The organism is Acinetobacter brisouisimilis (assembly GCF_000368265.1).
Lineage (GTDB): Bacteria > Pseudomonadota > Gammaproteobacteria > Pseudomonadales > Moraxellaceae > Acinetobacter.
Window position 1 is genome coordinate 56,841 of the sequence record NZ_KB851219.1, and the last position, 21,994, is coordinate 78,834.

General features: G+C 42.2%; 22 protein-coding genes. 14 read left to right on the forward strand and 8 right to left on the reverse strand.

Annotation, left to right across the window (positions count from 1 at the left end):
• The 4 genes from F975_RS03940 to F975_RS03955 form a co-directional block, all read left to right on the forward strand.
• Window positions 1-831 (forward strand): multicopper oxidase domain-containing protein (locus tag F975_RS03940; protein ID WP_004750584.1); only part of this gene is annotated, 831 nt, incomplete at its 5' end.
• Window positions 818-1,594: a copper resistance protein B gene (locus F975_RS03945; RefSeq protein WP_004750586.1), complete on the forward strand. Its 777-nt coding sequence runs from the start codon at window positions 818-820 to the stop codon at window positions 1,592-1,594. The genes F975_RS03940 and F975_RS03945, both read left to right, overlap by 14 nt.
• A gap of 100 nt (window positions 1,595-1,694) precedes the next feature.
• A complete protein-coding gene (locus F975_RS03950; RefSeq protein ID WP_004750589.1) occupies window positions 1,695-2,012 on the forward strand; it encodes a DMT family transporter in 318 nt (105 codons plus the stop codon).
• Between the two features lie 70 nt (window positions 2,013-2,082).
• On the forward strand, window positions 2,083-2,712 hold the full coding sequence (locus tag F975_RS03955; RefSeq protein ID WP_004750591.1) for a nuclease-related domain-containing protein: 630 nt from the start codon (window positions 2,083-2,085) through the stop codon (window positions 2,710-2,712).
• A gap of 30 nt (window positions 2,713-2,742) precedes the next feature.
• Here F975_RS03955 and F975_RS03960 read toward each other — a convergent pair whose 3' ends face one another.
• The gene (locus tag F975_RS03960) at window positions 2,743-3,510 is read right to left on the reverse strand and encodes a hydroxymethylpyrimidine/phosphomethylpyrimidine kinase (RefSeq protein ID WP_004750594.1); all 768 of its coding nucleotides are present in this window, start codon (window positions 3,508-3,510) and stop codon (window positions 2,743-2,745) included.
• A 94-nt stretch (window positions 3,511-3,604) separates the two neighbouring features.
• On the opposite strand from F975_RS03960, the gene F975_RS03965 reads away from it, so the two are divergent.
• Window positions 3,605-4,252 (forward strand): HAD-IA family hydrolase, encoded by a 648-nt coding sequence (locus F975_RS03965; RefSeq protein ID WP_004750596.1) that lies wholly within the window; start codon window positions 3,605-3,607, stop codon window positions 4,250-4,252.
• Between the two features lie 94 nt (window positions 4,253-4,346).
• Window positions 4,347-4,691, forward strand: a complete 345-nt coding sequence (locus tag F975_RS03970; protein ID WP_004750598.1) for a hypothetical protein — start codon at window positions 4,347-4,349, stop codon at window positions 4,689-4,691.
• A gap of 63 nt (window positions 4,692-4,754) precedes the next feature.
• Here the strand turns inward: F975_RS03970 and F975_RS03975 are convergent, their stop codons facing one another.
• A complete protein-coding gene (locus F975_RS03975) occupies window positions 4,755-5,927 on the reverse strand; it encodes a benzoate/H(+) symporter BenE family transporter (RefSeq protein WP_004750600.1) in 1,173 nt (390 codons plus the stop codon).
• A gap of 177 nt (window positions 5,928-6,104) precedes the next feature.
• On the opposite strand from F975_RS03975, the gene F975_RS03980 reads away from it, so the two are divergent.
• Window positions 6,105-6,578, forward strand: coding sequence for an Lrp/AsnC family transcriptional regulator (locus F975_RS03980; protein WP_004750602.1), 474 nt, complete (start codon window positions 6,105-6,107; stop codon window positions 6,576-6,578).
• Between the two features lie 23 nt (window positions 6,579-6,601).
• Here the strand turns inward: F975_RS03980 and hemJ are convergent, their stop codons facing one another.
• A complete protein-coding gene (gene hemJ, locus F975_RS03985; RefSeq protein WP_004750604.1) occupies window positions 6,602-7,054 on the reverse strand; it encodes a protoporphyrinogen oxidase HemJ in 453 nt (150 codons plus the stop codon).
• 11 nt (window positions 7,055-7,065) lie between these two features.
• Window positions 7,066-8,298, reverse strand: a complete 1,233-nt coding sequence (locus tag F975_RS03990; protein WP_004750605.1) for a beta-ketoacyl synthase N-terminal-like domain-containing protein — start codon at window positions 8,296-8,298, stop codon at window positions 7,066-7,068.
• 293 nt (window positions 8,299-8,591) lie between these two features.
• Here F975_RS03990 and F975_RS03995 point away from each other — a divergent pair, with 293 nt between their 5' ends.
• The 6 genes from F975_RS03995 to rimI all read left to right on the forward strand — a co-directional run bounded on the left by F975_RS03995 (window position 8,592) and on the right by rimI (window position 15,150).
• On the forward strand, window positions 8,592-9,839 hold the full coding sequence (locus tag F975_RS03995) for an EcsC family protein (protein ID WP_004750607.1): 1,248 nt from the start codon (window positions 8,592-8,594) through the stop codon (window positions 9,837-9,839).
• Window positions 9,840-9,975: 136 nt separating this feature from the next.
• Window positions 9,976-10,350, forward strand: a complete 375-nt coding sequence (rpsL, locus tag F975_RS04000; RefSeq protein ID WP_000246374.1) for a 30S ribosomal protein S12 — start codon at window positions 9,976-9,978, stop codon at window positions 10,348-10,350.
• A gap of 161 nt (window positions 10,351-10,511) precedes the next feature.
• Window positions 10,512-10,982: a 30S ribosomal protein S7 gene (gene rpsG, locus F975_RS04005; RefSeq protein ID WP_004750610.1), complete on the forward strand. Its 471-nt coding sequence runs from the start codon at window positions 10,512-10,514 to the stop codon at window positions 10,980-10,982.
• 183 nt (window positions 10,983-11,165) lie between these two features.
• A complete protein-coding gene (gene fusA / locus F975_RS04010; RefSeq protein WP_004750612.1) occupies window positions 11,166-13,304 on the forward strand; it encodes an elongation factor G in 2,139 nt (712 codons plus the stop codon).
• Between the two features lie 94 nt (window positions 13,305-13,398).
• The gene (gene tuf / locus F975_RS04015; protein ID WP_004749888.1) at window positions 13,399-14,589 is read left to right on the forward strand and encodes an elongation factor Tu; all 1,191 of its coding nucleotides are present in this window, start codon (window positions 13,399-13,401) and stop codon (window positions 14,587-14,589) included.
• Between the two features lie 99 nt (window positions 14,590-14,688).
• Window positions 14,689-15,150 carry a ribosomal protein S18-alanine N-acetyltransferase gene (rimI, locus tag F975_RS04020; protein ID WP_004750614.1) on the forward strand — a complete coding sequence of 154 codons (462 nt, stop codon included), beginning with the start codon at window positions 14,689-14,691 and terminating at the stop codon, window positions 15,148-15,150.
• Here the strand turns inward: rimI and F975_RS04025 are convergent.
• From F975_RS04025 to trxB, 3 genes are all read right to left on the reverse strand, one after another.
• Window positions 15,143-15,955 carry an arginyltransferase gene (locus F975_RS04025; RefSeq protein WP_004750615.1) on the reverse strand — a complete coding sequence of 271 codons (813 nt, stop codon included), beginning with the start codon at window positions 15,953-15,955 and terminating at the stop codon, window positions 15,143-15,145. The two genes, rimI and F975_RS04025, sit on opposite strands and share 8 nt — an antisense overlap.
• A gap of 24 nt (window positions 15,956-15,979) precedes the next feature.
• Window positions 15,980-16,720, reverse strand: coding sequence for a leucyl/phenylalanyl-tRNA--protein transferase (gene aat, locus F975_RS04030; RefSeq protein WP_034425722.1), 741 nt, complete (start codon window positions 16,718-16,720; stop codon window positions 15,980-15,982).
• Between the two features lie 86 nt (window positions 16,721-16,806).
• Window positions 16,807-17,757, reverse strand: a complete 951-nt coding sequence (gene trxB / locus F975_RS04035; protein ID WP_004750618.1) for a thioredoxin-disulfide reductase — start codon at window positions 17,755-17,757, stop codon at window positions 16,807-16,809.
• A gap of 247 nt (window positions 17,758-18,004) precedes the next feature.
• On the opposite strand from trxB, the gene F975_RS04040 reads away from it, so the two are divergent.
• Window positions 18,005-20,908, forward strand: a complete 2,904-nt coding sequence (locus F975_RS04040; RefSeq protein WP_004750621.1) for a DNA translocase FtsK — start codon at window positions 18,005-18,007, stop codon at window positions 20,906-20,908.
• Window positions 20,909-20,947: 39 nt separating this feature from the next.
• Here the strand turns inward: F975_RS04040 and ppk2 are convergent, their stop codons facing one another.
• Window positions 20,948-21,886: a polyphosphate kinase 2 gene (gene ppk2, locus F975_RS04045; RefSeq protein WP_004750623.1), complete on the reverse strand. Its 939-nt coding sequence runs from the start codon at window positions 21,884-21,886 to the stop codon at window positions 20,948-20,950.
• Between the last annotated feature and the right edge of the window lie 108 nt (window positions 21,887-21,994).

Genomic DNA, 21,994 nt, shown 5'->3' on the forward strand with positions numbered 1-21,994 from the left:
TATCAGAAAATGATGCAGCAAATGAATCATTCTTCAATGCCATCAGAAAACAAAATGTCAGACATGCAAGACATGGATATGTCGAAAATGCAGGGCATGACGCCTGAACAGCATCAGAAAATGATGCAGCAGATGAATCATGCTTCAATGTCTTCAGAGCACAAAATGTCAGATATGCAAGACATGGATATGTCCAAAATACAGGGCATGACTACTGAGCAACACCAACAAATGTCGAAGTCTGACGATCATATGGTTCAAGGTCAGATCGCTCAGCAAATGCCAGTTCCATCCGAAAAAACTGTGGTAGAAGGTTGGGCAAATGCTTCAACTTCTGCGGGTTTAAAAGCCTTAAGTTATGCCGATCTGCGTCCACTGTTCCCGCAAACCGATACCCGACCTGCCCAGCAAGAAATCGTGCTGCACTTGGGAGGCAATATGGAGCGTTATATCTGGACCATGAATGGCAAGAAATTTAATCAGGCAACCCCGATACAGGTGCAATATGGCGAACGCGTCAGACTTACATTTGTCAATGACAGCATGATGGCACACCCAATGCATTTGCATGGCATGTTCGTCCAGCTTGAAAATGGTCAGTCACTTGCCAATTTACCGAACAAACATACAATCATTGTGCCACCTGGACAAAAAATCAGCGTGCTTCTGACCGCCGATGAATTGGGCGAGTGGGCAATTCATTGCCATTTGCTGTACCACATGAGTGCAGGCATGATGAACAAATTGGTTGTGGCAAAAGTGAAACCACAAGACAGACAAATGCTTATGCCAACACCCGCTCAAGGAGGAAATACGCATGCACATCACTAAGTTTTTACCTTCGGTGCTATTAATGGCAGGTTTTGCGGGGCAACCGCTTTGGGCGGCTACAGACATGGATATGATAGCGACGTCTGACCATTCAAGCATGCAAATGCAGCATGAACATGGCAGTCAAATCTACGCCGCAAATTCTTTGGAAAACAAATGGGTCGTTGACCGACATGGTGCAGGTAGCTGGCAATCTGAACTGGAAAGCTGGATCGGTTCAGATGACAACAAACTCTTTATTAAAGCTGATGGCAAGCAAGCTGAATCTGAACAACTCGATGCCAACGTGATGGCCTTGTATAGCCGCAGCATCAGCACCTTTTGGGATGCTCAGGCGGGGCTGCGCTATCGTCAAAACAATAATTTGGTTGCAGATAAACATGCTGTGGATGCTGTGGTTGGTATTCATGGTTTGGCGCCGTATTTTTTTGAAACCCAGGCTTATTTATATGTCGGAGAGCATCAGCATGTCTCAATGTCACTGGAAGCCAGGCGCGACCTGTTCTGGACGCAAAAGCTGATTAGTGAGCCGTTTGTGAAAGCGACCGTGCTGTTGAGAGATGACTCGAAAGCAGCACAAAAAACAGGTTTGAGTCATGCAGAAGTGGGTGTACAAACTCGCTATGAAATTAATAAAACCGTTATGCCATTTTTTGAAGTGGTGTATGAATCTGATCTCGGACAAAAAGCAACAGCATGGCAGCAGCTCACCCCAAATGAGTATGGTGTTGTTTATGCACTCGGGGTATTGTTGAAATTTTAAATCTTTTCGGGATGCTTCTCGCATCCCGTTTTTGGGAGGAACGACCTCCCCCAGACTGGGAAAAATGTCAGGACGACCTGACCGTGCTTTGGGATACAACATGGCGTGGCTAGTATTGGTTTTAGCAGGTTTATTTGAGGTGGTTTGGGCATTCGCCATGAAGAAATCGGACGGTTTTACGCTCTTGGTTCCGAGTACAATCACAATTGTATTCATGTTGCTCAGTTTTGCCTTGCTGTCATGGGCAATGAAAAGCTTACCTTTGGGTACAGCTTATACGGTCTGGACAGGCATTGGGGCAGTGGGTTCTTTTATTGTGGGGATTGTTATTTTACAAGAACCTGTCAATGCGATGAAGATGCTAGCGGCTGTGATGATTGTTGCGGGACTGGTCCTAATGAAAATTGCATCGCCATAAAATTTTATGAGATAAAATTTCTTAAATATAAATATCTGTAATACAATGCGTTTTTTTGTTTGCCGTTGTAATGTTGCTTCTGATTTTATTTTTGATTATTGCCATACTACTGGCTGTCTTTGTATTCAATCCATCTGCCAAAACTAAGGGAAAAAGGGGAGAAAAACGCGTTATTGCTCATGCAGAAAAACATCTTGATGAGAAAAATTATACCATTTTAAATAATTATACTTTTAAAATTAATGAACAGCTGACCACCCAGATTGACCATATTGTCGTGAGTCGTTTTGGGGTATTTGTGATTGAAACTAAAAACTATCAGGGCTGGATTTTTGGCAATGAACATCAGAAGATGTGGACACAAAAACTGTATCAAAAAAGCTATCAATTTCAAAATCCATTACATCAAAACTATCGTCATATCAAAACATTGCAACATCTATTGAGTGATGTAATTGAGCCTGAAGATTTGCATTCAGTAGTGGTTTTTGTGGGAGAAAGCACCTTTAAAACTGTCATGCCAAACAATGTTTTACAAGGTCAGGCATGGATTAACTATGTCAAAAGCTTTCATGAAGAAGTGATGAGTTCCGTCAAAATGAAGCGCATTTGTCAGACATTAGAGAAACAGGCATTGGTGAAATCCCGAAAAACCGATGCTGAACATGTGCGTAACCTGAAAAAATATCACGCGAAATAACCTGACCGATGCAAGGTCAGGCGAATCTTCTTAGAAGCGTTTTGGAATTTTTTGTCCATTTGGCGTTGGGCTTTCAGCTTGCTGTAACACATGAAATAGCCATGTTTCAGCATGATTCACTGCTTGCTGAATATTATCGCCTTGAGCCAAACGTCCTGCAATAAAACTGGCAAGTGAACAGCCCGAACCATGATATTCACCTTCAAGGCGCGCACAAGTGGTTTCCGAAACCAGTTCACCCTCAATATATAAAGCATTACGGATATGCTCAGGCGTATCTTCATGCCCACCTTTGACCAAAACCGCTTTCGCACCCATGTTGAACAATTGGGTCGTAGCTTGTTCAATATCTTCCAGACCTGTTAAAGCGCGTAGTTCCACAGTGTTGGGGGTAATGATGGTTGCCAGTGGAATCAGCTTTACGAATGCTTTGACCAGTGTTGCCTGATCACCCAGTGAACCGCCACTGTTTGCAACCAAAACTGGGTCAAGCACATACAGATAATCTGGATGTTGTTGTAAAAATTCAGCTAACGCTGCAATGTTATCGGTTGTGCCTAACATGCCAGATTTTACACAGCGAATAGGCAAATCTCCCACGACAGCATTGGCTTGTGCGAGTAAAAGTTCTTTTGATGTTGCTTCAAAACCAAACACTTGCTGAGAGTTTTGAATTGTCAACGCAGTACATGCAATTGCTGCATGTGCACCACTTTGACCAATTGCTTCAATATCTGCCTGTAAACCAGCTCCACCAGAAGGGTCAAGACCCGAAAAACATAAAACTGTAGGGCGCACAGTACGATATCCTTCTTATCTAAATTTACGCTAGTATAGGCAAGTTTTATTTAACTTCCGAGTCTTTGATTAGACGAATTGATTAGGTTTCGTTGTGACAGTTGAAAATATTTTATTAGATCTTGATGGGACATTGACCGACCCTAAAATTGGCATTCATACCTGCATTCGTTATGCGATGGAAAAAATGGGGCAACCTCTGGCACCAGAGATCGATCTGGACTGGACTATTGGGCCGCCATTGAAAGCTTCATTTTTTAAGCTGCTCGATACCACTCAGGATGATCTTGCCGAGCATGCACTGGATTACTATCGTGAGCGTTTTTCCAGTATTGGTCTGTATGAAAATGAGCTATATCCACAGGTTCATGACACTTTGGCAGAACTGGTCGAACGTGGTTATAATCTGTATTTGGCAACGGCTAAACCAGAAGTATTTGCTGTGCGTATTTTACAGCATTTTGAATTGATTGATTATTTTACCAAGCCCTATGGTAGTGAGTTGACTGGCGAACGAACCAATAAAGGGGATCTGATTCAATACATTTTGCAGCAGGAACAGTTGCCGCCTGAAAGCTGCATGATGGTGGGTGACCGAGAATACGATATTTTGGGCGCACGCCGAAATGGGATTGATACCATTGCGGTCGAATATGGTTACGGTACGATGCAGGAATTGACTCAGGCAGCACCCAAACTGAAAATTCAGCAGTTTGCAGAGCTTTTGAATTACTTTAATTAATTCATCGAATTTGTTGGGTTTTTGCTAAAACAGATCAAGTCATTGAAAAAATCTGGTTATGCTTACTTAAATCAATAAAAATATTTGGGTTTGTATGCGTTTTTCAGGTTTATTGGCGGTTGGTCTTGCTATGCTGAGCTTGGTGGGTTGTAGTACTTTGCAAGTTGAGCAACAACAAGTATCAGGTAAAGTCCAGATTGCCAAATCTTTATTTGGGCATCAGTGTGGTGATACAGGTATGAGTGTTGATCAGTTGAAAACACAACTGGAAGAGCAAAAAATTCAGGTCTATGCTCAAACTGTGGCTTCAGATGGTCGACTCTATCCGCAAGTCTGTGGTGCACCCGATGGGCGAATTGCAATTTTTACGATTGATCAGAAACAACAAGAACAAGCATTTAATTTAGGTTTTTCGCTATATCAACCTGTTAACAGCTAATCAATTCAAATGAGTACAGCAGAAAAAAGCCAGTGTTTACACTGGCTTTTTATTTTTTGTCAGTTAATGTGCTTTACGATGATTTAAAATAATCGCAACTACAATACCCAGTAACAGTCCCCAAAAAGCCGAGCCAATTCCGAAGAACTGCACCCCTGAGGTACTCATCAGAAAGGTTAAGAGCGCAGGTTCACGGTCTTGCGGCTCTTTAAAAGCTATCACAATGTTATGGCTAATCGTACCCAATAAGGCAATTCCTGCCAGTGTGACAATAAAAATCTTCGGAAATGCCATGAGTAAGCCAGTCAGTGTGGTCGCAAATAGCCCCATCAATATATAGAACAGCCCACAGCTCATTCCTGCAATATAGCGCCGTTTCGGGTCTGGATGGACTTGATCATCCAGACTCACTGCAGCACTAATCGCTGCCAGACAGACTGAGAAAGCTCCAAAGGGTGCAAGTAAAGTTTGCGATACGCCAATCCAGCCGACGAGTGAGTTGGTATGTGGTTGATAACCATAACTCTTGATCATGCCAATTCCAGGTAAAAACTGGGAAGACATATTGATGATAAACAGCGGAAGTGCCAAACCCAAAATGGTTGAAGCTGAAAATTCAGGACTGATCCAAACAGGTTTAGCCAATGACCAAGACAAGTGAGGAAATTGAAATGGCATAAACACTGGGCAGAGCATCATCGCGGCGACCACAGTCAACACGATGCAGTAACGTGGCCAAAGACGTTTGGCAACTAAATAAATTGCCAGTAAAGTCAGAATAAATGCCCAGCTTTGTTCTAGGCTTGCAAACAGTTGAATCCCAAATTTTAAGAGAATCCCTGCTAACATGGCACAGCTCAGGCTCATCGGAATTTTAGACAGCAAACGCTGAAAAACTCCTGAGAAACCCACAAATGCAGTTAGTACACCACAGACAACAAATGCTCCAATCGCTGCAGCTAGGCTGTAATGGCTACCTGTAGCAATAATTAAGGCAATCCCTGGCGTTGACCATGCGGTCGCAACAGGGTAACGGTATTTCCATGATAAGACTAAGCCTGAAACCCCGATGGATAGACCCAATGCCCATAGCCACGAAGAAATTTGTTCTGGGGTTGCTCCTAGCGTTTGAGCACCTTGAATCACCAGAACTGCAGAAACACTAATCCCGATAAGAAACGTAATAAATCCCGCAAATACGGCAGGAACAGAAAAATCTTGAATCAATTTTTGCATAATGAAATCTAGCGACGATTTTAGACGTAAATGTGTCTTAAAGACGTAGCATCAATTTAGCAATTTTTAAAAAGAAGGTGCTTTTTAATTTTTACTCTAAAAATACATAAGATTTTCTATTTTAAATTATTTAGAATAAATTCTTCTCAAAAGAATAAATTTAAGTAAAGAATATTTATGTTAGAAAATCATGATGAATTAAGCGCAATTGATTTGAAAATTATGCGCGCTTTACAACAAGATGGACGTTTAAGTAATGCAGAGTTGGCAAAGCTGATTGGTATCAGCCCATCTTCCTGCTGGAATCATACTCAGCGGCTATTCAAGATCGGGGCAATTTTAGATGTACGCGCGCGGGTTAATCCCAACATGGTACAGCGTGAAACGGTGGTGTTGGTGGGTGTTGTGCTGGATCGTTCAACTCCTGAGAGTTTTTCTGAGTTTGAGTGTGCAGCCAAGCAGTTAAATAACGTCTTGGAATGTTATTTGGTGGCAGGGGAAGTGGACTATTTTCTGAAAATTCGGGTCAAGGATCTAGCAGCATTTAACCGCTTTCACAGTGAAAAAATTATTGCTTTGCCTGGAGTGCGGCAGGTAAGAACATTTTTTGTTTTAAATGAAGTGACCAGTGATGGATTATTATCATTTTAAATTAAAGCAGAAAAAAGCCCCAGTTAAAACTGAGGCTTTACGACCACTAAAATCACCACGGCCAGTAAGATGACCGTTGGCATTTCATTAAAGAAACGCCAAAACTTGTGTGATTTATAGTGGGCATTTTCAATCAATTTTTTGCGGTAATAACCACACACAAAATGGTAAATGACCAGCAATCCAACCAATGCAACTTTGAGATAAAACCAGTGTGCCAGATGATAATGTTGCGTTGCATCGCCCCAAGCCACTAAAAAGTGAGCAGTGATTAGCGTTGCTATCATCGCAGGCCACATAATGCCGCGGTAGAGTTTACGTTCCATGACCTGAAAGCGCTGATGACTAATCGCATCATCACTCATGGCATGGTAAACATAAAGACGTGGTAGGTAGAACAAAGCAGCGAACCAACAAACCACGGCAATAATGTGTAATGCTTTTACCCATAGAAAAGCATCAGAAGGTGCATTCATTTACGATCTCGTTAGGCATTAGCCCATTTCTTGAAGATCAGGCAGGCATTTACACCGCCAAATCCAAAACTGTTACTCATGACAGTATTCAGTTTTGCATCACGTTTTTCAAGTACAAGATCAAAACCTTTTGCGCCTTCATCAAGTTCAGTCACGTTGATGTTTGGTGCAATAAAGTCATTTTGCATCATCAAAACAGAGTAGATTGATTCGTGTACACCCGCGGCACCCAAGCTGTGACCAGTCATTGATTTGGTTGAGCTAAATGCTGGGACATTGCCTTCACCAAAAGCACGTTCCATCGCTTTCAATTCAGTGATGTCGCCTGCTGGAGTCGAAGTACCGTGAGTGTTGATGTAGTCAAGTTTTTCTACGCCGTGTTGTTTAGCTTCATCAAGTGCCATGAGGATACAACGTGTTGCACCTTCACCTGATGGAGCAACCATGTCAGCACCATCACTGTTCGCTGCATAAGCCACGATTTCAGCAATAATGTTGGCACCACGTGCTTGAGCATGTTCAAGTGACTCAAGTACCAAGAAACCGCCACCACCAGCAATGACGAAACCGTCACGGTCTGCTGAGTATGGACGAGATGCTGTTTCTGGAGTGTCATTGTATTTAGAACAAAGTGCACCCATTGCATCAAACAGTAAGCTTTGAGACCAGTGATCTTCTTCACCACCACCTGCAAGAATTAGATCTTGTTTGCCAAGCTGGATCAGATTATATGCATAACCGATGGCATCTGCTGAAGTTGCGCATGCGCTGGCAATTGAGTGAGACACACCTTGTAATTTGAATGCAACACCGACGTTTGCGGTAATCGTGTTGGTCATGTTACGTGGAACGAAGAAAGGACCAACTTTACGTGCGCCTTTAGTGTGAAGCAGTTCAGTCATTTCAACAACAGAAGCTGTTGAACCACCACCACTACCACCAACGATACCGTAACGTGGATTGCCTGCAAGATCTTCAGCTGTTAAGCCTGCGTGTTTCACTGCATCAACCGCAGAGTTGTATGCATACATCGCACATACACCCATAAAGCGTTTTAATTTACGGTCGATGTTGTCGAAATTTTGTTCAGCAGCAGCACTGACGTGGCTTTTAAAGTTAAGATCAGCGTAAGTTTGATTGAAACGAGTACCTGAAACGCCGTTTTTTAATGATTCAGTGACTTGTTCTAGAGTATTACCAATGCATGAGTTGATGCCCATACCAGTGATTACAACACGTCTCATCTATAAGATCCCTTAATATGGTGATGATATTGAGAGCTAGCGCAGACCACATTTATGGACAAAAGCCTGAAATGTAAGCGTTAATGCCTGCACCACTCATGTTTATAATGCTTCTCATCATAACAGAAAGCTTTTTTAAATCTTATGGCAAATCCTATGAGTATTTAGAAATAGAACAGATTATATGCAGAACAGAGTTTACTTAACTAAAAGATACACAAACGAGTTGAGATAAAGTGCTCCTGCTTCTAGTATTTATTAAATATTTAAAGAAAAACAACGAGGAGATGTGAATGCCAAAAGAGGTTAATCAGCATCCACAAAGCAAATTTAATCAGGTTTTTGGAGTGGCTAAAAAGCTCAGCACATCGGGTTTAAAAGTTTTAAATCAGATGAATAGTCAACAACTACAGCGCTCACAAAATCCCTCAAAAGTTGTCAATGAAGCCACGCCAAAACCTGCACTATTGGGTTTTGGTGTTCAAGACCCACAACAGTTAATCCGTGTTTATTTCCCCAATATTTCCAAACAACTTTTTGGCAAGCATTATGATCGAGTCAGTCAGGTCGCTGAATTTCTTTCGCCGATGAGTATGGATGAGATTTCAGAATATTGTTTCCAGAAATTACATATATTTTCAGACAAACTGAGCGCTACACAAAGTATTTTGCAGCAAACGGGGGCAGAATCTCTACATGAGTTGTCGCAAGATATTTCACGTTCAGGTCGGATTAGTCAGGCATTGACTGAACAAAATAAATGGATTGCAGGAGTGCAAGGTGCAATTTCAGGTGCAACGGGGCTGCTTGGGCTTGGAGTAGATATTCCTGCATCGCTGGTACTGGCGCTACGCACGATTTATCAGACAGGGCGGGCACATGGTTTTGAATTAACTGAGCAAGATCATGATGTTGTGCAATATATTTTTCAGCAAATCAATTTGCAGCAGATGCTAGAAAAGCAAAGTGTATTGCTTGGGCTGCGAACATTAGATGGTTTATTGGCAGAAAATGATTTAACTGCTGTACAACATTTGCTCGGTTCAAATAATGATGATGAATGGCTTAAAGAATTATTATTAGATGAAAATCATGAATTTAAATGGCAATGGATGAATACTTTACCTAAAGTCAGCGCCTTACATCACATTACACCCTTGATTGCGGCAAGTGTCAGTGCAATGTATAGCTGGCAATTTATTGAAGATATCGGTCAAAAGGCACAGCACATTTTTTCAGTTTCCCGAGATTATTTACTGCGACATCCTGAGCAAAAAATATCAACACTAGCAGCTTATCATGCTGCGGTTGAGCAATTCAATCAGGCCAAAGAATCTGCACATCAGCTTGAATTTAAAAGTGTTAATTCTGAAGGGACTGAGCTTGCCAAACCTAAACCTCAACGTCGCCCACGTCGTACTCAGTCTCAAACAGTAACAGAAAAACAACCTGAAAAAACGGTTGTAGCAGTGTCCGAATCTAAGCCTAAAAGCAAGCTATCCCGCTCTAAAATAGCCGCAAATCCAGATGATCCTTCATAGTCAGGTCATAAATGCACGGCATACTGTTGTAGTATGCGATGAATATTGACCAATATGGCGTTTTTGCTTACAATTGTTTGCCCTCAAAAAGCGGTACTTTCTTTTTGAGGTTTTTTATTTACGGGAGACTTGCCAGATGGCAACAACAAATCAGTTGATCCGCAAGGGTCGTACTACTTTGGTTGAAAAATCCAAAGTTCCTGCGTTGAAGGCTTGTCCACAACGCCGTGGTGTTTGTACACGTGTTTACACAACTACACCTAAAAAACCTAACTCAGCAATGCGTAAAGTTTGCCGTGTTCGCTTAACTTCTGGTTTTGAAGTTTCTAGCTACATCGGTGGTGAAGGCCATAACCTACAAGAGCACAGTGTTGTTCTTATCCGTGGTGGTCGTGTTAAAGACTTACCAGGTGTACGTTACCATACCGTTCGTGGTTCTTTAGACTGTGCTGGCGTGAAAGATCGTAACCAGTCACGTTCTAAATACGGTGCTAAACGTCCTAAGAAATAATCTTAGTCGTTAAGACCAAAAAAATCCTTTAGCGTTTCGCTTGTTTGAATTCTTCATAGATTTGTAATTCAAGCGACGTATAGTAAGGCCAGCGAAGCGTGCATGACACTTGCACACACTGCTGGATCACCCTGAAGTGTCATATTATTAGGTGTATTAAAATGCCAAGACGTCGCGTAGTCGCTGCTCGTGAAATCCTTCCGGATCCGAAATTCAGTAGCCAAACAATCGCTAAATTCATGAACCACGTTATGCAAGATGGTAAAAAATCAGTTGCAGAAGGTATCGTTTACGGTGCTTTAGAACGTGTTCAAGAAAAAAATAAAGTAGACCCAGTTGAATTCTTTGAAGCTACGCTTGAAAAAGTTCGTCCTATGGTCGAAGTAAAAGCACGCCGTGTGGGTGGTGCTACTTATCAAGTACCTATGGAAGTGCGCCCATCCCGTCGTACTGCCTTGGCTATGCGTTGGTTAGTAGATGCTGCTGCTAAGCGTTCTGAAAAAACTATGGCTTTACGTCTTGCTGGCGAGTTGCTTGATGCAGCTGAAGGCAAAGGTGCTGCGATCAAAAAACGTGAAGACGTGCACCGTATGGCTGAAGCTAACAAAGCCTTCTCTCATTACCGTTTCTAAGCGGTTAAGACAGTCCCTTATCAGGAGAATACTCATGCGTACCGCAGCTCGATTTAACGTGGCTCTCTACCAAAGTGGAGCTTTCGCGGGTATTTAAGTTGCCCAACAGTTTGAGTATTCGTACGCATCAATTTTTATTGGTGCGTCCTGTTTTAAAGATCACATTTAGGAATGTCAGACATCATGGCTCGTCAAACTCCGATTTCTCGTTACCGTAACATCGGTATTTCTGCGCACATTGACGCAGGTAAAACAACTACTACAGAACGTATTTTGTACTACACAGGTGTTTCTCACAAAATTGGTGAGGTACATGATGGTGCAGCTACAATGGACTGGATGGAACAAGAGCAAGAACGTGGTATTACCATTACTTCTGCTGCAACAACTTGTTTCTGGTCTGGTATGGCTAACCAATTCCAACAACACCGTATCAACGTAATTGACACCCCGGGACACGTAGACTTCACAATCGAAGTTGAACGTTCTATGCGTGTTCTTGACGGTGCGTGCATGGTTTACTGTGCGGTAGGTGGTGTACAGCCTCAGTCTGAAACTGTATGGCGTCAAGCAAACAAATACCAAGTACCTCGTTTGGCATTCGTGAACAAGATGGACCGTACTGGTGCAAACTTCTTCCGTGTTGTTGAGCAAATGAAAACTCGCCTTGGCGCGAACCCTGTGCCTATCGTTGTGCCAATCGGTGCAGAAGATACTTTCGCAGGTGTTGTTGACCTGATCGAAATGAAAGCGATCATTTGGGATGAAGCATCTCAAGGTATGAAGTTTGAATACGGCGAGATTCCTGCTGATCTAGTTGAGATTGCTGAAGAATGGCGTGTCAACATGGTTGAAGCAGCGGCTGAAGCTTCTGAAGAGTTGATGGACAAATACCTAGAAGAAGGTGATCTTTCTAAAGAAGACATCATCGCAGGTTTACGTGCACGTACATTGGCTTCTGAAATCCAAGTTATGCTTTGTGGTTCTGCATTCAAAAACAAAGGTGTTCAACGTATGTTGGATGCTGTAATTGAATTCTTGCCATCTCCAACAGAAGTTAAAGCAATCGAAGGTATCCTTGACGATAAAGCTGAAACTAAAGCAACTCGTGAAGCGTCTGACGAAGCTCCGTTCTCTGCACTTGCGTTCAAAATCATGAACGACAAATTCGTAGGTAACTTGACATTCGTACGTGTTTATTCTGGTGTTCTTAAACAAGGCGACCCAGTATATAACCCAGTTAAATCTAAACGTGAACGTATCGGTCGTATCGTGCAAATGCACGCAAACGAACGTCAAGATCTTGACGAAATCCGTGCGGGCGATATCGCTGCGTGTGTAGGTCTTAAAGACGTAACAACTGGTGATACACTGTGTGATGAGAAAAATGTCATTACACTTGAGCGTATGGAATTCCCAGAGCCAGTAATTTCATTGGCTGTTGAACCAAAAACTAAAGCTGACCAAGAAAAAATGTCAATTGCTTTAGGCCGTTTGGCGAAAGAAGATCCATCGTTCCGCGTTCGTACTGACGAAGAATCTGGTCAAACCATTATTGCTGGTATGGGTGAGCTTCACCTTGACATCATCGTTGACCGTATGAAACGTGAATTCGGTGTTGAAGCGAACATTGGTAAACCAATGGTTGCTTACCGTGAAACGATTAAGAAGTCTGTTGAGCAAGAAGGTAAATTTGTTCGTCAAACAGGTGGTAAAGGTAAATTCGGTCATGTATATGTTCGTTTAGAGCCTATGGATGTTGAAGAAGCAGGTAAAGATTACCAATTCGCTGAAGAAGTTGTTGGTGGTACGGTACCTAAAGAATTCTTTGGCGCGGTCGACAAAGGTATTCAAGAACGTATGAAGAATGGTGTCTTGGCTGGTTACCCTGTTGTGGGTATCAAAGCGACATTATTTGACGGTTCTTACCATGATGTCGACTCCGACGAATTATCGTTCAAAATGGCAGGTTCTTATGCCTTCCGTGATGGTTTCATGAAAGCAGATCCAATCTTGCTTGAACCTATCATGAAAGTTGAAGTAGAAACTCCAGAAGACTATATGGGCGATATCATGGGTGACTTAAACCGTCGTCGTGGTATGGTTCAAGGTATGGACGATTTACCTGGTGGTACTAAAGCAATTCGTGCTGAAGTTCCATTGGCTGAGATGTTCGGTTACGCAACTCAAATGCGTTCTATGTCTCAAGGTCGTGCGACTTACTCTATGGAATTTGCTAAATATGCTGAAACTCCACGTAACGTGGCTGAAGGCATTATTTCTAAATTCCAATCTGGCGGTAAAAAAGGTGACGACGAGTAATCTTTCGATTACTATAAGCCCAAACTAATTCTTAGTTAAAAACCAAGTGCTCATGCAGTGACCCTGCATGAGTAGTTTAAAAAGGAAGATCATCATGGCTAAAGCCAAGTTTGAACGTAATAAGCCACACGTAAACGTGGGCACAATTGGTCACGTTGACCATGGTAAAACAACTCTTACTGCTGCAATCGCAACGATCTGTGCGAAAACTTACGGCGGCGAAGCGAAAGATTACTCACAAATCGACTCAGCTCCAGAAGAAAAAGCACGTGGTATTACAATTAATACTTCACACGTAGAATACGATTCTCCAATTCGTCACTACGCGCACGTTGACTGCCCAGGACACGCCGATTATGTTAAAAACATGATTACTGGTGCTGCTCAGATGGATGGTGCGATCCTTGTATGTGCTGCGACTGATGGTCCAATGCCACAAACTCGTGAACACATCCTTCTTTCTCGCCAAGTAGGTGTACCTTACATCATCGTATTCTTGAACAAATGCGACCTTGTAGACGACGAAGAATTACTTGAGTTGGTAGAAATGGAAGTTCGTGAACTTCTTTCTGCCTATAACTTCCCTGGTGATGACACTCCTGTAATCCGTGGTTCTGCTCTTGCAGCACTTAACGGTGAAGCTGGTCCTTATGGCGAGCAATCAGTTCTTGACTTAGTTGCAGCACTTGACTCTTACATTCCAGAACCAGAACGTGCAATCGACAAAGCATTCTTGATGCCAATCGAAGACGTATTCTCAATTTCTGGTCGTGGTACTGTAGTAACAGGCCGTGTTGAGTCTGGTATTGTTAAAGTAGGCGAAGAAGTTGAAATCGTTGGTATTAAAGATACAGTTAAAACAACTGTAACTGGCGTAGAAATGTTCCGTAAACTTCTAGACGAAGGTCGTGCGGGCGAGAACTGTGGTGTTCTTCTACGTGGTACTAAACGTGAAGACGTACAACGTGGTCAAGTACTTGCTAAACCAGGTACAATCAAGCCACACACTAAATTCGACGCAGAAGTATACGTACTTTCTAAAGACGAAGGTGGTCGTCACACTCCATTCCTAAATGGTTACCGTCCACAGTTCTACTTCCGTACAACTGACGTAACTGGTGCAATCCAGTTGAAAGAAGGCGTTGAAATGGTTATGCCTGGTGACAACGTGGAAATGTCAGTAGAATTGATCCACCCAATCGCAATGGACGCTGGCTTACGCTTCGCGATCCGTGAAGGTGGTCGTACTGTAGGTGCTGGTGTTGTTGCGAAAGTAACTGCATAATATCTGAAAAGTAAAAAAACGCTCCTTCGGAGCGTTTTTTTATGCCTGTAGGTTTTATGAGTCGCGTATAATTTAAAAAAATAGATGAGTTTTTCTAGAATGATGCGTTTAATGCAGCCTGCTGATATTGCACAGGTTTATAAAATTGAAGTGGCTGTGCAAAGTCATCCATGGTCAGAAAAGCAGTTTCATGAAGCACTGGAAAACTATCAAGTTACAGTAATTGAGCAGCAAGGCAAGGTTGTCGGTTTTTGTATCTTACAACCAGTGCTGGATGAGGCTAATTTGTTGTTGATGGCAATTGATCCGAAGATGCAAGGGCGGGGGTTAGGGTTTGAGTTATTAAGTTATTCAATTGAGCAATTAAGCAATAACCCTATACAAATTTTTCTTGAAGTGCGTGAAAGTAATGTTGCAGCAATCAAACTGTATGAAAAATCTGGCTTTCATCAGATTGATAGACGCAAAAATTATTATCCGCTTGCTGGTGGTGGACGTGAACATGCGATCATCATGGTGAAAAGTTGCACTGATGATTTCGCAAAGTTATTTTCTATTTAATCACCCGATTCCAGTCTGAAGACAGCGTGGTCATTAAGGATGTGCCTAAACTCTGGATCTCCTGATCGTTGAGCTGTCTATTTAAACGTCGCCATTGCCCATCAATCAGAACCTCAAAAGGAATGTACTGGGATTTGTAATTCATTTTTTTCGAGTGAGGAACCCAATAGCCTAAATAAACATAATCCAGCTCTAATGCTTTGGCATATTCAATCTGTTTTAAAATTGCAAATACCCCAAGAGATCGGCGATGCTCTTCAGGTTCGAAAAAGGTATACACTGCCGATATGCCATCATCGAGCATATCGCATGTTGAAACACACATCAGTTGCTGGTCTTGCCAAAGCTCCAAAAAAAAGCTGTCAGTACAACTATGCATCAGAAATTTATCGAACTGATCAATACTCGCTGGAAACATGTCACCATCATGGTGGCGTAAGTTAATGTAGCGTTCGTACAGGTCGTAATGAATGGATGTTGCGTTTTCCGTACGTACAATGCGTAGGTGCAAATCTTGATTGTGCTTCCATGCCTTTTTTTGGGCACTATTCATAACGAAATCATTCACAGGAATGCGGCAAGATAAGCATTGCCGACATAAATGGCATTCGGGACGATAGACAAAATCACCGCTACGCCGAAAACCTGAACGTGATAGTTCAGACAGCGTTACCACATCAATACGCTGTGCTGGGTCTAAAAATACCATGCGTGCCGATTTGTGATCCAGATAACTACAGTCATGTGGCGGCGTAATATAATATTGTAGTTCATTTAAAGGTGACTTTGGATGGTACGAATTCATATCAGGCGTCCCTCCTGAACATAGCTATTTCTTTAATAATTGTTGATTTACAGCAACCTCTTTAGATGAAAATACACTGTCTTGATAACTTTTCCAATCGATATTAGGTTGTTTTATAACATCTTGTAACGATTTTAGGTAATCTTGGCGAGAAAGTGTGCTCGCGCCTAAGCTGATCAAGTGATCATTGACCAATTGGCAGTCAATCCATGGCAGATTTTGTTCTCGCCCGATCAGCATGAGCACAAAAAAAGCCATTTTTGAAACATCTGTGGCTTGGCTAAACATGGATTCCCCAAAGCAACCATGCCCAATATGGATGCCATATAATCCACCTACAAGTTTTTCTTGATCTGCCCAGACTTCAATACTGTAACCATAGCCTAACTCAAACAGTTGGCAGTAACTTTGAATAATATCCTCACTAATCCATGTTTCATTGGCATATTGGCGAGGTAAGGAGCAACGTCGAATCACTTGTTCAAAAGCCTGATTGATGGTGATCTTATAATCGTGTTTTTTCATATTACGCAATAAGGATTTGCTTGGATGATAGTCTTGCGGTCGAATAATGCAGCGGGGTTCAGGGCTCCACCAGCAAATTGGATCATCTTCATTAAACCAGGGAAATAATCCATGGCTATAGGCTTCATATAGTGTTGATGGGTTAAGGTCAGCCCCAATACAAATCAAGCCATGACCATCGGGGTCTTGTTCACAAGGACTCGGGAAAATGTATTTTGAAGCTGGAAGTTGCTGTTGCATATTGTATTCATGAGTCTTAAAGGTGCTTAAAAACACTGACATAAAAAAAGCCGTATGACTACGGCTTTTTAATTAATCAGTTAAGATTAAGCCAAGTTATCAAGATATTTTTCAGCATCTAGGGCTGCCATACAACCTGAACCCGCCGAGGTAATCGCTTGGCGATAAACGCTGTCTGCAACATCACCCGCAGCAAATACACCTTCAACAGAAGTTGCAGTTGCATTGCCTGCTGTGCCACTTTGGACTTGAATATAACCATTACGAAGCTGTAACTGACCTTCAAACATCGTGGTATTTGGCTTGTGACCAATGGCAATGAACAACCCTTGAATGTCGATTTGCTGAGTTGAATCATCTTGGGTTGATTTTAGGCGTACACCTGTCACACCTGTTTTGTCACCCAACACTTCATCGACTTGGTGATTCCAGATAATTGAAATTTTACCGTCTTTTTCTTTTTCAAAAAGATGGTCTTGCAAGATTTTTTCTGAACGTACGCTGTCACGGCGGTGAACCAAAGTCACGTGTGCTGCAATATTCGATAAGTAAAGTGCTTCTTCAACTGCCGTGTTACCGCCACCAACTACCATCACATGCTGGTTTTTATAGAAGAAACCGTCACAGGTTGCACAAGCGCTTACGCCTTGACCCATAAATTTTTGTTCAGATTCAAGACCCAAGTATTGCGCTGTTGCACCTGTTGCCAAAATTAAAGCATCACAGGTGTATTCTTCCATGTCGCCTTTGAGAACAAATGGGCGTACATTCAAGTCCACTTCATTGATATGGTCATACACAATTTCTGTACCGAAACGCTCAGCATGTGCCTGCATACGCTCCATTAGTACAGGACCTGTCAGACCTTCAGGGTCGCCTGGCCAGTTGTCAACTTCTGTCGTTGTTGTTAGTTGCCCACCAAGCTGTAAGCCTGCAATCAAGGTCGGTTTTAAGTTTGCACGTGCTGCATAGACCGCAGCACTATAACCAGCAGGACCAGAACCTAAAATAATTAATCGCGAATGGCGAGCTGTCATTGCGGATTTCCTTTTATAATTAAAAACTGAAAAAATTATACGTGAAAGTGCTGTTATTGTGTGTTCGATCAATGTCGATAATATTGATCATCTAAATCGATTTGAGCTATATAGAAGACTACAAACATGCTGTATTACATTGCATCTTTTTTTGCTAAACAAGTGCATAATACAGATATTTATGAATTGAAAAAAAGTTTATTGCTGATTTTCAACTGGCTATGATTTTTCTGATACAGGACAGTATATGACCGCGGTGTCGAGTGCTTATGCACAGCGCTTACTCATTACATTATTTTTGGTCTCATTTGGGATTTATCTGTTTTTAGCGACAGTCACATACACACCATTTGATCCAGGCTGGATGCACATCTCAAGCGACACCCAACAAGTATCAAATGCCAGTGGAGTAGCAGGGGCGTGGATTGCTGATTTGCTTTTTGGTTTTTTAGGCTGGGCAAGTTTATTGTTGCCTGTCTTCCTGTTTATGGAAGCTATACAAGTATGGTGGCCATATAGCTTTCTAAATCGCCCTTTTCGTTATGCTGCCCAGTTTTTCCTCATGCTGACCACAGCCAGTTTACTGTATCTGTTTTGGCAAGTTTCAAGTGATGCACTGGATAATGCTTCGGGCGGAATTATTGGCTACGAACTGGGATCGAGCCTATCAGAATTGTTAACCCTTTATGGTGCAAGTGCTTTCCTGATAATTTTATGGAGTCTGTTGTTTACTTTTGCTTTTGGCGTGCGCTGGAATCGAACATGGGCGACATTAAAAGCAACACCGAAATATCTGGAAGATTTGTTTTATCGTAATGTGCCTGAAAGTGAAGCAGATTATGATTTAACCACCAACTCGCCACAGCCAACGATAAAAAAAACCACGGTTGCACAAGCACCTTCAGCAGAACAAAAAATAGAAGCCCAGCCGATCATGACAGCTCAACATCTGATGGCAGATCCTGTTGCAGAGCGATTGTTAGATGATTTGGCAAGTAAAGACCAACGAGCAGAAAAAGCAAATATTCCTGTGCTGAATGATGCTGAGTTTGAAAAAACATTGCAAAAGGCACATCAGTTGACCAAACAGCAAGATCGTATTGTGCCAACAGGTGAGGTTTGGCGTGCTTTAGAGCTTTATAAAAATGATGAACAACGGCAAGAAATAAATGCATTACTGCAAGCTGCCGAAGAAACTCATGATACACAGCAATACGTTCAGCAGCAGATTACGCACTCGAATGTGCCAGTTGACTTGCATGAAAAAATAGATTGGAAAGATGATCTGGCATTTGATGAGCTTGTTAAAACCAGTCTAACTAATGATGTGGTAGAAACGCCTGCATCAGTTGATACGACGGTACAACATTTACTTAAGCATGATGAGATTGCCGATATTGAAAAGCTTTTAGCAATGGATACAGATATACCTGTACAACCACCACGTCGGGCAGAAAGCTATGCACAGTCATCGGCATTTGTAAAAGCTGAAATTAAAACCACACTTGAAACACAGCCTAATTTATCAAAGGAAGAGTTTATTGAGGCATGGCATGAAACAGCAGGCAAGCCTCAGCCTGAAGATGACTTTGATTTTGATGCACCTCTAACTGATGCAGCAGGTCGTCCATTGTCTCGTGCTATGCAGGTTGCAGAAAAGCGCAAAAACCTTTCACCATTACCAAGTGAAGATTTGCTTGATCGGGTTGATCCAAATAAAAAAATTAATTTTACGGCTGAGCAGCTGGAACGTCTGTCCGAACTTCTGGAAATTAAATTACAAGAGTTTAATGTCAAAGCAAAAGTGATTGAAGCACAACCAGGCCCAGTAGTCACCCGATTCGAGCTAGATTTGGCACCTGGTGTCAAAGCCTCCAAAGTCACCAATATTTCACGAGATTTGGCACGTTCTATGTCAATGGCTTCGGTTCGCGTGGTTGAGGTGATTCCAGGTAAACCCTATATTGGGATCGAGGTTCCAAATAGCGCACGAGAAATGGTGCGTTTAATTGAGCTTTTGGAAACACCTGCTTACCGTGATCCAAATAACTTGATCAGTATGGCAATGGGTAAAGATATTTCAGGGAATCCTGTTTTGACTGACCTTGCCAAAGCACCGCATATGTTGGTTGCAGGTACAACAGGTTCAGGTAAATCAGTCGCGGTCAACTCGATGATTTTGTCGATGCTGCTGAAATATAAACCTGAACAGTTACGCTTTATATTGATTGACCCTAAGCAGTTAGAATTGGCCAATTATAATGATATTCCGCATTTATTGACGCCTGTAGTGACCGATATGAAAGATGCGGTCAGTGCCTTGAATTGGTGTGTCAACGAAATGGAACGTCGTTATAAGCTGATGTCATTCCTCAAAATTCGTAAAATTACTGATTATAACCGTAAGGTTGAAGAAGCTTTGGAGCGTGGGGAAGACCTGATTGATCCAACTTGGAAGCCAAGCGACTCAGCCACACAAGAGCGCGCACCACGTTTGCAACCTTTACCTATGATTGTCATTGTGGCAGATGAATTTGCCGATATGATTATGCAAGTGGGTAAAAAAGCGGAAGAAATGATTACTCGTCTGGCACAAAAATCACGTGCTGCGGGTATCCACTTACTGCTTGCAACACAGCGCCCATCTGTAGATGTAATTACAGGTCTGATTAAGGCGAACATTCCAACCCGTGTTGCATTACGCGTGAACTCTAAAATTGACTCACGTACCATTTTAGATGCAGGTGGTGCAGAAGACTTGCTGGGTCACGGTGATATGCTGTTTCTTGGTCCAGGTAAAATTGAACCTGAACGTGTACATGGCGCGTTTATTAGCGATGATGAAGTCAACCGTATTTGTGACGCATGGCGTGAGCGTGCTTCACCCAACTATGTTGATGAAATCTTGACGCCATATGATGAAGAATCAACGAGTCGTGGTTTTGAAGAAGGTGATGCGAGTCCTGACCGCGACGTTTTGTATGATCAGGCAGTTGCATTTGTACTGGAAACACGTAAGGCATCGACTTCATCTTTACAGCGTAAATTTAGTCTGGGCTATAATCGCGCAGCTAGACTGATTGATACCATGGAAGAAAATGGGATTGTCAGCTCAATGGGTGCAAATGGTAAACGAGATATTCTCGTTTAGATTTAAAAAAACCTAACCGTCATGGTTAGGTTTTTTTGATTACTCATCAGATGTACTTAAAATGTGCTCTTGAAATTGAGGATTTGGAACAAGCACAATTTGCTCATCCACTTTGCGGGTCAGTTTCTGATTTTTATCTGGATAATCCAGTTTGGATAAAAAGTAACGAATACAATTTAAACGTGCGCGTTTTTTATCATCAGATTTGATGATTGTCCAAGGTGCATCACCTGTATGCGTATGAAAAAACATATGGTTTTTGGCTTGGGTATAATCCTCCCAACGATCTAAAGACTGGATGTCGATTGGAGAGAGTTTCCAGTGTTTCAGTGGATCATCGCGGCGTGAAATAAAGCGGCGTAACTGTTCTTCACGACTGACAGAAAACCAAAATTTAAACAGATGAATGCCACTGTTAACGAGCATACGTTCAAGTTCAGGGGTTTGGCGCATGAATTGCAAATACTCTTGTGGTTCACAAAACCCCATGACTCGTTCCACACCTGCACGGTTATACCAAGAGCGGTCAAAAAATACCATCTCACCTTTACTCGGAAATTGCTCGATATAGCGCTGGAAATACCATTGCCCACTTTCGGTTGGAGTAGGTTTTTCTAGGGCAACCACGCGTGCTCCGCGCGGATTTAAATGTTCCATGAAACGCTTGATCGTGCCGCCTTTGCCTGCGGCATCTCGACCTTCAAACAAACAAACAATACGTTGCCCCGTATCTTTGACCCAAGACTGAACTTTGAGTAGTTCAATCTGTAGCAATTTCTTCTCTGCTTCATAGGCTTTACGAGAGAGTCGAGTCCGATATGGGTAACTTACTGGTAACTCAGCTGAACTGGAATCTTCCGAAGTTACCTTCCCCTGATAGTCCAAAACTGTTTTAGAAAAAACAGGTAAATCTTTAATTAATTCCTGCTCAGCCGTGGAGACGTCTTCGCTTGGTTGTAGTTGATGGGGTGAACTCATATTTCTCTAAACTCTATTTTTGTTTGTTGTCGCAAAACACGATATTGTAACCAGTGTAGCACCAATGCCCTTGGCACACACTGCATTTAAATATGACACAATGCAGTG